This is a genomic window from Intestinimonas sp. RTP31139st1_F5_RTP31139_211217 (genome assembly GCF_040226735.1).
GTDB lineage: Bacteria > Bacillota > Clostridia > Oscillospirales > Oscillospiraceae > Intestinimonas > Intestinimonas butyriciproducens.
In genome coordinates this window covers 29982-43117 of the sequence record NZ_JBCOAQ010000018.1, presented here as the reverse complement: position 1 = coordinate 43117, position 13136 = coordinate 29982, and the positions used below count along the sequence as shown (strand labels likewise).

Here is a 13136-nt window from a genome sequence, read left to right as displayed (position 1 = left end):
TTATCGAACACCTCTCTCGCTTTGAAGTGAAACTTGGACGATGGGATGGTCCGCGCCGTACTACGGCTGTTCCTTCTTGACGGCCGGCTTGGGGGATTTCGGCTTCACCATCGGATACCCGGCCTTTTCCTTGACCGCGGGATGGGAGGCTCCGGCCTTGACGGCCGGCTTGGCCGCCTTCTTCTTCACGGCTGGCTTGGCTGCGGACTTTACCGCCAGCGCAGAGGTTCCCTTCCTTCTCCTGGGCGGGAACTTCCGGGTGCACTTGTAAATGACCGCGCTCATGGGGGGCAGGGTGATCACGATGGACTGTTCTCTGCCGTGGCAGGGGATATACTGGCTCTTTACGGCCTCGCGATCCCCCCGGCCCTCGCCTCCAAACGCCGGATCGTCGGTGTTGAACAGGCAGGTATACGCGCCCGCCGCCGGCACGCCCACACAGTAGCCCGTCCGATCTACAGGCGAGAAGTTGCACACCACCACCAGCGCGTTCCCCTTCTTATCCCTGCGGAGGAAGGAAATGGTGTTGGCCTGGCTGTCATCGGCATAAATCCACTCAAAGCCCTCCCAGGAGAAATCCTCCTCCCACAGCGGGGCCTGCGCCAAATAAAAGTGGTTGGCCGCCTGGAAGAAGGCCTGGGTCTTGCGGTTAATCTCATTGTCCAGCAGGTGCCAGTCCAGTGAATATTCAAAGTGCCACTCGTTCCACTGTCCAAACTCGCTGCCCATCATCAGCAGCTTTTTGCCCGGATGGGTGAGCATGTAGGCATAAAAGGCCCGCACACCGGCGAACTTCTCCTCATAGCTCCCCGGCATCTTGTTGAGGAGCGAGCCCTTCATGTGCACCACCTCGTCGTGGGAAAGGGGCAGGATAAAGTTTTCGGAAAAGGCGTACAGGAACGAAAAGGTGATATCCTTATGGTTGAACTGGCGGAAGTAGGGGTCCATCTTCATGTAGTGGAGGACATCGTTCATCCATCCCATGTTCCACTTCAGGTTGAAGCCCAGGCCGCCTTCAGAGACCGGATGAGATACCTTGGGCCAGGCGGTGGACTCCTCCGCGACCATCAGCACATCGTCATGGGCGGCGAAGACCCGCTCATTGAGCTTCTGCAGGAAATCCACGGCCTCCAGGTTCTCATTGCCGCCGTGGATATTGCGGACCCACGCTCCGTCCTTGCGGCCATAGTCAAGATACAGCATGGAGGCTACGGCGTCTACCCTCAATCCGTCGATGTGAAACATTTCCAGCCAGAAGAGGGCCGAAGAGTAGAGGAAGGAGCGGACTTCGTTCCTCCCATAGTCAAAGACACGGGTACCCCAGTCGGCGTGTTCTCCCTTGCGCAGATCGGCATATTCATAGCAGGGCTGTCCGTCAAACTCATAGAGTCCGAAGGCGTCCTTCGGGAAGTGGGCGGGTACCCAGTCCAGAATCACGCCCACACCGGCCTGGTGGAGCTGGTCGATGAGATACATCAGGTCGTCGGGTGTGCCAAAGCGGCTGGTGGCCGCAAAATATCCGGTACACTGATAGCCCCAGGAGTCGTCCAGCGGATGCTCGGTGATGGGCAACAGCTCCACATGGGTAAAACCCATCTCCTTTACATATGGGACTAAGTATTGAGCAATGTCCCGATAGGAGAGGAACTCCCCCTCCCCTGTTCTGCGCCAAGACCCCAAATGGATCTCATAGATATTCAGCGGTCTGTGGTAGACCGGGTTGTTCTTCCGGTACTCCAGCCAGGCCCCGTCCCCCCACCGGTATTCCCCCAGCTCATAGAGCTTGGAGGCCGTGCCGGGCCGGGTCTCGGCGTGGAAGGCGTAGGGATCGGCCTTGAGAAGGACGCGCCCGTCCGCGGCTTCCACCGCATACTTATAGATGTCATACCGCTGGAGCCCGGGCACAAAGGCCTCCCAGATTCCCCCGCCCAGCAGGTGCATGGGGCCCCGCTCCGCCTCCCAGCCGTTGAAGTCCCCCACTACCGACACCTTTGCCGCATGGGGCGCCCAGACCCGGAACACATAGCCCGGGATGCCTTCACGCTCCTCCTGATGGGAACCCATGTACTCCCACGCCCGAAGGGCCTCTCCGGCGGCATACTCCTTTATCATTTGCTCCGTCCGGCTGTCCGCCGGAGGGTACTTTTTTGGGCTTTCCATGGCACACGCCTCATTTCATTGGTATATTTATCCAAATTTTAAAAAAATTTTGTCTCATGTGTTGTCATTACGGCTAATTGCTTAATTTTTTTGTTCCATATATTTGTATGAATTATACAACACAAACCTTTATCCGTCAAGGCGCAGGTCGCCGCGAATCGTAAATTCTGCACATAAAGTTTCTCAGCTTTTTGTAAGATCGGCATACAGCGCCCACCAAGAGAAAGGCGCCCGCCGGGATTTTATGTCCCGGCGGGCGTCTTTATACCGCTTATCCTGCCATAAATAACTGTTTCACGAACTTTGCAAAGATTCCGGGCAGGGTCAGGCGTTCCACAGCCTGGTCGGCCACCAGGGGGATCACCTGCCGCTCCTGTCCCCCCACGGAAACCACCATCTCTCCCAGTTTCTGTCCCTGTTCCACCGGGGCCTCCACATTGTCCGTCAGTCGAAGCTCCGTGGTCACCTCATTGAGTTCATTCCGGTCCACCAGAATCCGGCTGCCCTGTCCCAGAATGGGCTGCACCTGATCCAGGGTACCCAGGGACACCTCCACTGGCGGGATGGCCGCGTCCGGCTGGATATCCAACAGGGTATAGTTGGCAAAGCCGAAGTTCAGAAGGGATTTGGCGCTTTCAAACCGCTGGGCGGAGGTGGGGGACTTCATCACCACGGCGATCAGTTCCATTCCGTCCCGCTCGGCAGTGGCGGACAGGCAGTAGAGAGCGGAGTCGGTGGAGCCGGTCTTCAGCCCCGTACAGCCCTCATAGAATCGCACCAGCTTGTTGGTGTTGGCCAGTTGGAACTGTCCGTCCCGGATGGTGTCCATCCAGATGGTGGTGTACTCCCGGATCTTGGCGTGGCCGATCAGCGCCCGACTCATCAATGCGATATCATAGGCGGAGGTGAGATGTCCCGCCGCCGGAAGGCCCGTACAGTTGAGGAAATTGGTATCCTCCATCCCCAACTCGTGGGCACGCTGGTTCATCCTCTCCACAAAGGCGGACTCACTGCCGGCCAGGTGTTCGGCCAGAGCCACGGCGGCATCGTTGCCCGACACCACGGCGACTGCCTTGAGCATGTCGTCCACCGTCATTTGCTCCCCCTCTTTGAGGTAGACCTGTGACCCTCCCATGGAGGCGGCGCGGGCGGAGACGGTAACCATATCGTCCAGCTTGAGCCGCCCCGAGTCGATGGCCTCTATCACCAGCAGCAGTGTCATCACCTTGGTCACACTGGCGGGCTCCAGCTTGTCGTGGGCGTGGTCCTCATAGAGGACGGTGCCCGTCTCCTTCTCCATCAGGACGGCGGACCCTGCCTCGGTCTCCGGAGCGCCGGTGACGGCGGCGGCGGGCAGGACCAGCAGACAGGCGCATAGAAATGCCGCGAGAATTCGTTTCATAGTTGGTCTTCTCCTCCATCATCGAAGTTACTACGAAAAGGATGTGGAGGAAGCGGGCCTTCTATACTGGAAGAAATTTTATTTCAGACACCGCCCCGCAATTGCGGCGCTGTCCCAGGGCAGAGCAGGCGGGGGCGCATCGGAGAGGCGGTCCAGGGGCCCGGCCGATCGCAAGGGAGCCCCGCGCCGGTCGGGCGCTCTCCTCTTTTCCGATACGCCCTAGAGCTCCATCTTCATCATGATATCGGAGAGCGCAAAGGCCACGTTGTCGTGGGCCTCGTAGCGGAAACCGAAGCTTTCATATACATGGAGGGCCGCTTTCAGACTGTGGTGGGAGGTGAGGACCAGGGTATGTACCCCCAGTTCCCGGGCCGCGTCGATGGTTGCACGCATCAGAGCCTTGCCGATTCCACGGTTGCGCCAGGGCGCCTTCACCCCAAATTTGAAGGGCTCCGCCACGCCGTCCCGGAAGAGCTCCAGCATCATCATTCCCACGATCTCTTCCCCCGCCCGGGCCAGAAAGATGCGCCCGCCGCCTGCCAGCACCCGTTCCGGATGCTCCAACTGTTCCAGGTCTGCCGGCTCCAGAATGTCGTTTTCCTCCAGCCAGGGCAGAGAGATCGCCAACAGCTCCGGCTTATATCGGTCCTCGTAGTCGATAATGACAAATTCCTCTGACATATGCTCCCCCACTTTCGCCGTTTTACCCATTTTACCACACTCCCCCCCTTTTGGCAATTCCGCTGGCAATCAAATCCCGCTTTTGCAAGCATAAATCCGGGATTTTTCGTTCACATTTAATTTACATCCTTTGCTATTGACTTTTTTTCCGGGTAGTGGTAGATTTACATTAGCACTCAGAGATGTTGAGTGCTAAGATTTTAAACATACTGAGATTGGAAAAGAAGGTGAGCGCGGTATGGACCTGAGCGACCGGAAGAAAAAAATCCTCCGCGCCATCATCGAAAACTATATCGAGACGGCGGAGCCTGTGGGCTCCAAGGCCGTGGCCTCCACGCCCGGCCTGAACGTCTCCTCGGCCACTGTCCGCAACGAGATGGCGGACCTGGAGGAGCTGGGCCTGCTGGAGCAGCCCCATACCTCCGCAGGGCGGATCCCCTCCCCCAAGGGCTACCGCATCTATGTCAACGAGCTGATGGACGATTACCGCCTGTCGGTCCAGGAGACCAGGCGGCTCAATGAGGCGCTTCACCTGAAGATGCGGGAGCTGGACCAGGTCATTGACCAGGCCGGGCGGGTGGTCTCCCAGCTCACCCGGTATCCCGCCTTTGCCCTGGCCGACCGGGCCAGCAAGGTCACCATCCAGCGCTTTGACCTTCTGATGGTCGCCAGCGACTCCTTCATCATCGTGGTGATGACCGATACCAATGTGGTGCGCAACCGGCTGGTCAGGCTGCCCGCCGATCTCTCGGAGGCACAGCTTCAGCTTTTGAATACCCTTTTGAACACTACCTTTACCGGTCTCACGCTGGATGAGATCACCCCTGAGCTGATGCGGGTGGCCTCCCACGCGGCCGGTGAGGCCTATGGGCTCATCTCCCTGGTGGTGTCCTTCGCCATCGACGTGCTGGAGAGCCTGGAGCAGCGCACCGTCCATACGGCGGGCATCGCCAGTCTGCTCTCCCACCCCGAGTACCAGAGTCTGGATCGGGCCGCCCCTCTCATGAGCTACCTCAGCGAGGACCAGGACGCAGGACGCTTCCCCATGCCTCAGGCCGACCCCATGGAGATTCTCATCGGGCCCGAAAACGTGGCGGACGCCCTGAAAGACACCAGTGTGGTGGTGGCAAGCTACGAGATCGGCGACGGCATGCGAGGGGTCATCGGCGTGGTGGGCCCCACCCGGATGGACTACGCCAAGATCACCGCGCGCCTTGCGTATTTCGCCTCCGGCCTCACCCGCCTCTTCGGAACGGGCGAGCTCCCTCCGGCGGACGACGGCGCCAAGGAAAAATAGGAGGAAACACCTTGAGTAAAAAGGATCAGAAAAAGGACCCCATCCAAGAGTCTCCCGCAGAACACGCACAGGCCCAGCCCTCAGCGGAGGCTGACTGTACGCCGGAGGCTGAGACTGCCCCCGATCCCCTGGTGGAGGAGCTGGAAGCCTTGAAAAACGAGCTGGCGGAAAAAGAGAGCAAATATCTGCGTCTGGCCGCTGAATATGATAACTTCCGGAAGCGGTCCCAGAAGGAGAAGGAATCCGCCTATGCCGACGCCAAAACCGACGCGGTATCCGCTTTCCTTCCCGTCTATGATAATCTGGAGCGCGCCCTCAAGCAGGAGACCTGTGACGAGGCCTACGCCAAGGGTGTGGAGATGACCATGACCGGGTTGAAGGAGATCATGACCCGGCTGGGCATCGAAGAGATTCCCGCCCTGGGGCAGCCCTTTGACCCCTCGCTTCACAACGCCGTGATGCATGTGGAGGACGAAAGCGCCGAAGAGAACACCGTCGTGGAGGTCTTTCAGGCCGGCTTCCGGCTGGGGGAAAAGGTCATCCGGTTCGCTATGGTAAAGGTGGCCAACTAGAGATGCCAGGGTCCCCCGGAACAGGCGGAAGACGCCGTTCCAGTTGAATTTGTAAAGCCAATTTCTTTATTATTGGAGGAATTTATTATGTCTAAGATTATCGGTATCGACCTGGGTACGACCAACTCCTGCGTGGCTGTTATGGAGGGCGGCGAGCCCGTTGTCATCGCCAACGCAGAGGGCAACCGTACCACCCCGTCCGTGGTGGCCTTCTCCAAGGACGGCGAGCGGATGGTGGGCCAAGTGGCAAAGCGCCAGGCCATCACCAACCCCGACCGCACTATTATGTCCATCAAGCGCGAGATGGGCACCAACCACAAGGTAAACATCGACGGCAAGGCCTACACACCCCAGGAGATTTCCGCCATGATCCTGCAGAAGCTGAAGGCGGACGCCGAGGCCTATCTGGGCCAGAGCGTCACCGAGGCCGTCATCACCGTCCCCGCCTACTTCAATGACGCCCAGCGCCAGGCCACCAAGGATGCCGGCAAGATCGCCGGCCTGGACGTGAAACGGATCATCAACGAGCCCACTGCCGCCGCCGTGGCGTACGGCGTGGACAAGGAGAAGCAGGATCAGAAGATCATGGTCTACGACCTGGGCGGCGGCACCTTCGACGTGTCCATCCTGGAAATCGGCGACGGCGTCATCGAGGTGCTGTCCACCTCCGGCGACACCCATCTGGGCGGCGACGACTTCGACCAGGCCGTGATGGACTGGATGGTAGCTGAGTTCAAGAGCTCCAACGGCATCGACCTCTCCAGCGACAAAGTGGCCATGCAGCGGCTGAAGGAGGCCGCCGAGAAGGCCAAGATCGAGCTCTCCGGCGTCACCTCCACCGCCATTAACCTCCCCTATATCACCGCCGACGCCACCGGCCCCAAGCACCTGGATCTGACCCTCACCAGGGCCAAGTTCGACCAGCTCACCGCCTCCCTGGTGGAGCGGACCGCCGGTCCTGTGCGCCAGGCCATGAGCGACGCCGGTCTCGCCGCCAACGACATCGCCAAGGTCCTGCTGGTGGGCGGCTCCAGCCGTATCCCCGCCGTGCAGGAGATGGTCAAAAAGCTCACCGGCAAAGAGGGCTTCAAGGGCATCAACCCCGACGAGTGTGTGGCCATCGGCGCCGCCATCCAGGGCGGTGTGCTGGTGGGCGATGTGAAGGGCCTGCTGCTCCTGGACGTCACCCCCCTCAGCCTGGGTATTGAGACCATGGGCGGCGTAATGACCAAACTCATCGAGCGCAACACCACCATCCCCACCAAGAAGAGCCAGATCTTCACCACCGCCGCAGACAATCAGACCTCCGTGGAGGTCCATGTGCTCCAGGGCGAGCGGGAGATGGCGCAGTATAACAAGACCCTGGGACGCTTCAATCTGGACGGGATCGCACCGGCCCGCCGCGGCGTGCCCCAGATCGAAGTCACCTTTGACATCGACGCAAACGGCATCGTGAACGTCTCCGCCAAAGATATGGGCACCGGCAAAGAGCAGCACATCACCATCACCTCCTCCACCAACATGTCCAAAGAGGATGTGGAGAAGGCCGTCAAGGAGGCCGAACAGTTTGCCGCCGAGGACGCCAAGCGGAAGGAAGAGGTGGATGTCCGCAACCAGGGCGACCAGATGGTGTACCAGACCGAAAAGGTCATGGAAGAGCTCAAGGACAAGATCGACTCCGGCGACAAGGCGACCCTGGACGCCGCCCTCACCAAGCTCAAGGACGCCCTGAAGGGCACCGACGTGGAGGCCATCAAGTCCGCTACCGAGGAACTGAGCAAGGCCTTTTATCCCATCAGCGAAAAGCTCTATAATCAGGCCGGCGCCCAGGCCGGCGGCGCGCAGGGTGGCGCCGGCTTCACCGGTGGAGCACAGGCCGGCGGCGCGGACACCGATCCCAATGTAGTGGATGCCGACTATGAGGTCGTGGACGACGACGGCAACAAGTAAATCCCGGAATGACCTGACTGCCGTGGGACGGGGGAGCTTCCTCCGTCCCACGCAGAATGTATCGGCGGACGGTCCGCGCCCGCTGTATCTGCGCAATCGATCCTCCTCATTGAAAGAGGTGACCATATATGGCTGACCAAAAGCGAGATTATTATGAAGTTCTGGGCGTCTCAAAGGGCGCCACGGACGATGAGATCAAAAAGTCCTACCGGAAATTGGCCAAACAGTACCACCCGGACCTGAACCCGGGCGACAAGGCGGCCGAGGCCAGGTTCAAGGAGGTCAACGAGGCCTACGAGATCCTGTCCGACAAGGAAAAACGCGCCCGTTATGACCAGTTCGGACATGCGGGCGTGGACCCCAACTTCAATCCTGGCGGCGGGTTCGGAGGCGGCTTCGGCGGCTTTACGGATATGGGCGACATCGACCTGGGCGACCTCTTCGGCTCCTTCTTCGGCGGAGGCTTTGGCGGAGGCGGCTCCAGCCGCCGGAATGGCCCCCAGAAGGGGGAGACCATCCGTACAGGGGTCGCCATCTCCTTCGAGGAGGCGGCCTTCGGCTGCGAGAAGGAGGTCACGGTGAGCCGCACCGAACAGTGCGACGTCTGCCACGGCACCGGATGCGCCCCCGGCACCACGGCGGAGGTCTGCCCGGACTGCCACGGCAGTGGCACAGTTCGCATCCAGCGAGGTGGCGGTGGCTTTTCCTTCGCCACCACCACCACCTGCCCCAAGTGCCGGGGTGCCGGAAAAATCATTCACCAGCCCTGTAAGACCTGCAATGGCGCGGGCAGCGTGCGGCGGCAGAAAAAGCTGGCCGTCACCATCCCTGCGGGCATCGACAACGGTCAGGCCGTCTCCCTCCGGGGTCAGGGCGGTGCCGGCAAGAACGGTGGTCCGGCGGGTGATCTGCTCATCGCCGTCACGGTGAGGCCCCATCCCACCTTCCGCCGGGAGGGCACCTCCGTCTACATGGACCAACCCGTCTCCTTTGTCCAGGCCGCTCTGGGTGCCGAGCTGGAGATCCCCACCATCGACGGCACGGTGAAGTATACCATGCCCGAGGGGACCCAGTCGGGCACCACCTTCCGGCTGCGCGGGAAAGGCATCCCCGGTCTCAACGGCCGCGGGCGCGGCGATCAGTACGTCACCGTCAAGGTCCAGGTGCCCACCGGCCTCTCCCGTGCCCAGAAGGACGCGCTGAAGGCGTTCGGCACCACCATGGGTGAAACAGCGCCTGAAACCGATCCCTTGAAGAATCTCTTTGACAAGCACAGGAAAAAGAAATAAAATAAGGGGCGGCCCTATGGGCCGCCCCTTTTGTTTTTCCGCCCTTCTGCGGAGCGCAGCGGGACAGGCTGTGATCCCCGCCCACGTCATCCGCCCCTTCCACACGGGCCCCTGTTTCCCATGGAAAGCACGCCCTTTTTTGAAAGCCTCGGAGGTGTCCTATGTCCGACTTCGCGCAGAACTTGGAGTCCGGCTTCCGGCAGTATATCTATCCCTGTCTTACCGGCATGGCCTTTGCCCTGGTGGTACTGCTGGGGATCGTCCTCTTCTTCTCCGCCTATTGCTCCGCCTGCCGCCCGCGCCGGGGCAGCGTGGAGTGGATCGCCCTGCGGGAGCGCCGTACCCGGCGCGGCTTTTCCCTTCCGCTGCACCCCATGGAGCGGCGGGACGCCCTCCCTCTGCTCCTGATCACCGTGCTTTACGCCTTCAGCGCCTTTTTCCGGTTGGGCTCCCTCTCCGCCCCACAGTCGGCCCTGGACCTGGGGGACAACGGCTCCGTGGAGCTCGAGCTCTCGGAGCAGGTCTATCTTACCAAGCTGATGTACTTCTCCAACCTGGGGACCGGAAGCTACAATCTGGAGGTCTCCGCAGACGGGGAGACTTGGTACACCCTTTGGGCCAGGAAGGACGAGGAGGGGGATGTGACGGGCTACTACTGGGCCGACGCCGAGGGCTATTCCCCCAGTTACGCCCTGCCCCAGAAGTATAACGATCTCTTCAAGTGGCTGGAGATCGAGCCGGAGAACCCTCAGAACGTCCGCTATCTCCGTCTCACCGGCAAGGCTGACAAGGGTCTCCTGGAGCTGGGAGAGCTGGCTCTTTATAGCGCCGTCGGAGAAAGCCGAGACCCCCTGGGCCGCCTCAACGTCTCCCCTGCTCCCCTGTCGGCCCGGAACGGTACCGACCTCACCGGCATCACCGTATCCGGGGCGGACGCCCTTTTTGACGAGCAGGACACCGTTCCGGCGCAGTCCACTTGGTACAATTCCGCCTACTTTGATGAGATCTATCACGCCCGCACCGCTCTGGAGCATTTGGAGGGCGTTTATCCCTACGAGGTCTCCCATCCGCCTTTGGGCAAGCTCATCATCGGTCTGGGGATCCGCGTCTTTGGCATGACCCCCTTCGGCTGGCGCTTTATGGGGACCCTTTTCGGCGTCTGCATGCTCCCCATCCTCTACGTGTTTTTGAAAAATCTCTTCGGCAGAACGGCGGTGGCCGCCTGCGGTACCTGTCTGTTTGCCTTCGACTTCATGCACCTCACCCAGACCCGTATCGCCACCATCGACACCTACGGCGTCTTTTTCATTCTGCTGATGTATTTCTTCCTTTACCGCTATCTGACCCTCCCGGCGGGCACGCCTTTCCGGCGGGGCGCCCTGCCCCTCTTTCTCTCCGGGCTCTTCTGGGGGATCGGGGCGGCCAGCAAATGGACGGTGATCTATGGTGCGGCGGGCCTGGCGGTACTCTACTTTATCGGCCTCCATGCCAAGTGGCGGGCTTGGCCCGTAGGAGAACAGGCTCCCCGGTTCGCCCCCTGGCTGGTCAAGACGCTGCTCCTTTCCGCCCTGTGCTTTGTGGCGATCCCGGCCTGTATCTACTGCCTGAGCTACCTCCCCTATGCCCAGGCCAAGGGGGTGGACCTGTCCTTTGCCAACACGCTGGCCGGGGCGCGGGAAAGTCTGCCGGTCCTCATACAGAACCTCTGGGGCAGGTACACCGGCGGAGAGGGCTTCCAGGCCGCCTCCATCCCCAAGGACAGCCTGCCGGGAATCATGGCCGACAACCAGTGGTTTATGCTCACCTACCATGAGGGGGTCCACGCCGCTCACCCCTATTCCTCCCGCTGGTATCAGTGGCTCGTGGACGCCCGGCCCATCCTCTATTATCTGGACAACAAGTCCGGTGCCGCACAGGAACTCAAGGCCGCCTTTGGCTGCTTCAACAACCCCATTGTCTGCTGGGCAGGTCTGCTGGCCATGCTCACGCTGCTCCTGCCGCCCCTTCTGTCCCTTCTGTCCACTCTTACCCGCCCCCTGCGGGCGTTCCTGGCCCGCCTCCTGCCCGGCGGAACGGTCCGCTGCGACGGTGTGCCGGCCCTGGACTTTCTGGCCCCCGACGGGCGGGGGATCTTCATCCTCATCGGCTATCTCTCTCAATTCCTCCCCTGGGTGTTCATCGGCCGTACCACGTTTGAATACCACTACTTCCCCTCCACGGTCTTTCTGGTGCTGGCCGTCTCCTATGTGATGGACGGGATGATTCGGCGCAGGCCAGATACCTGGAGAGGGCCGGTATACGGTCTCACCGCAGGGGCCGTCGGGCTTTATGTCCTTTTCTACCCGGTCCTCATCGGACTGATGACGCCGACCTGGTATACGTCCAATATCCTCAAGTGGCTGCCCTCGTGGCCCTTCTGACGGAGGTTCTTCTCTATGTACTATGCAGATTACCACACCCACTCCCGCCTCTCTCCCGACAGCGACGCCCCCCTCCTCGACATGGCGGAGGCCGCGGCCCGCGCCGGCCTCTCCGAGCTGTGCATCACCGATCACTACGATCTGGTGGAGATGGACGGCACCCCCCGGACACAGCCTCTGGACTGGCCCGCCGCCGTCGCCCAGTGGGAGGAGGTCCGCCGTCGGATGGCGGGGCGCCTCATCCTCAAGCTGGGCGTGGAGTTCGGAAGCCCCACCTATGACCACACCGCCGCCCGGCGCACTCTGGATCAGTCTCTGCTTGATTTTGTGATCGGTTCTCTCCACAACTACTCCCCGGAGGCGGGCGGCGCGGACTTCTATCTGGGCGACTACACCTCTCCGGAGATCTGCTATGCCGCGCTGGACGACTATTTCGCCCATATGGCGCGCCTTGCGCCGCTGCCCTTCTATGACAGTCTGGGCCACATCATCTACCCCCTGCGGTATATGTGTATGCGGGATGGCCAGAGCGTCTCGCTGGACCGCTATATGGACGCCATCCGGGAGATCCTGAAGACAGTGGTGGAGACCGGCCACGGCATAGAGGTCAACACCTATAACGGCCGGACCGTCTCCGACTGGCGCCCTATTCTGGATCTGTACCGAGAAGTGGGCGGTGAGATCCTCACCGTGGGCTCCGACGCCCATGCCCCCCGGAACGTGGCCCGGGGCATTCGGGATGCCTATGCGCTCATCGCGGAGGCCGGGTTCCGGTACGTGGCGGTCTACGCGCGGCGAAAGCCGGCCTTTATTCCGCTGTAAAAGGCGGACCACGTTGCGACGTTGAATCAAAAAACTTGGAGGTATTTTATCATGATTGCACTCGGTTCCGATCACGGCGGATATGGCCTGAAGCAGCACATCAGGGACTATCTTGATTCCCATGGGCTGGACTATCGAGATTTCGGCTGCATGGACGAGAGTAACTGCGACTACCCTGTCTATGCCAAGGCGGCGGCTGAGTCCGTAGCCTCCGGCCAGTGTGAGAAGGGCATCGTCATCTGCACCACCGGCATCGGCATCTCCATCGCCGCCAACAAGGTCTGCGGCATACGCTGCGCCCTGTGCACCGATCCCCTCATGGCGGAGATGTGCCGCCGTCACAACGACGCCAATATGCTCGCCCTCGGGGCGGGCATCGTAGGTCCCAATCTGGCCGAGCGTATCGTGGAGGCCTTCCTTACCACAGAATTTGAGGGCGGTCGCCACGCCCGCAGAGTGGGCCTGATCACGGAGATGGAGCATTGAGCCTTGTTTCAAAAAAGGGCCGCCGCACGATGAGACATCGTGCGGCGGCCCCGTTTC

The 13136-nt window shown here is 60.9% G+C and carries 10 protein-coding genes; 7 read left to right on the top strand and 3 right to left on the bottom strand.

What is annotated here, in order from left to right:
- Positions 1-60: 60 nt before the first annotated feature.
- The 3 genes from glgB to ABUA09_RS11605 form a co-directional block, all read right to left on the bottom strand.
- Positions 61-2160: a 1,4-alpha-glucan branching protein GlgB gene (glgB, locus tag ABUA09_RS11615; protein WP_343121111.1), complete on the bottom strand. Its 2100-nt coding sequence runs from the start codon at positions 2158-2160 to the stop codon at positions 61-63.
- A 271-nt stretch (positions 2161-2431) separates the two neighbouring features.
- A complete protein-coding gene (locus ABUA09_RS11610) occupies positions 2432-3562 on the bottom strand; it encodes a D-alanyl-D-alanine carboxypeptidase family protein (protein WP_208319835.1) in 1131 nt (376 codons plus the stop codon).
- Between the two features lie 219 nt (positions 3563-3781).
- Positions 3782-4273: a GNAT family N-acetyltransferase gene (locus ABUA09_RS11605; RefSeq protein WP_227151669.1), complete on the bottom strand. Its 492-nt coding sequence runs from the start codon at positions 4271-4273 to the stop codon at positions 3782-3784.
- 208 nt (positions 4274-4481) lie between these two features.
- Between ABUA09_RS11605 and hrcA the strand changes: the two genes are divergently transcribed.
- From hrcA to rpiB, 7 genes are all read left to right on the top strand, one after another.
- Positions 4482-5540 (top strand): heat-inducible transcriptional repressor HrcA, encoded by a 1059-nt coding sequence (gene hrcA, locus ABUA09_RS11600; protein WP_033118097.1) that lies wholly within the window; start codon positions 4482-4484, stop codon positions 5538-5540.
- An 11-nt stretch (positions 5541-5551) separates the two neighbouring features.
- Positions 5552-6112, top strand: a complete 561-nt coding sequence (grpE, locus tag ABUA09_RS11595) for a nucleotide exchange factor GrpE (protein ID WP_083630967.1) — start codon at positions 5552-5554, stop codon at positions 6110-6112.
- Positions 6113-6199: 87 nt separating this feature from the next.
- Positions 6200-8062, top strand: a complete 1863-nt coding sequence (gene dnaK, locus ABUA09_RS11590) for a molecular chaperone DnaK (RefSeq protein WP_033118099.1) — start codon at positions 6200-6202, stop codon at positions 8060-8062.
- 128 nt (positions 8063-8190) lie between these two features.
- Entirely contained in the window at positions 8191-9351 is a 1161-nt protein-coding gene (gene dnaJ / locus ABUA09_RS11585) for a molecular chaperone DnaJ (protein WP_033118100.1), read from the top strand.
- A 161-nt stretch (positions 9352-9512) separates the two neighbouring features.
- On the top strand, positions 9513-11771 hold the full coding sequence (locus ABUA09_RS11580) for a phospholipid carrier-dependent glycosyltransferase (RefSeq protein WP_075704589.1): 2259 nt from the start codon (positions 9513-9515) through the stop codon (positions 11769-11771).
- Between the two features lie 15 nt (positions 11772-11786).
- Positions 11787-12593 carry a histidinol-phosphatase HisJ family protein gene (locus tag ABUA09_RS11575; protein WP_033118101.1) on the top strand — a complete coding sequence of 269 codons (807 nt, stop codon included), beginning with the start codon at positions 11787-11789 and terminating at the stop codon, positions 12591-12593.
- Positions 12594-12644: 51 nt separating this feature from the next.
- Positions 12645-13079 carry a ribose 5-phosphate isomerase B gene (gene rpiB, locus ABUA09_RS11570; RefSeq protein ID WP_058118446.1) on the top strand — a complete coding sequence of 145 codons (435 nt, stop codon included), beginning with the start codon at positions 12645-12647 and terminating at the stop codon, positions 13077-13079.
- Positions 13080-13136: the final 57 nt, after the last annotated feature.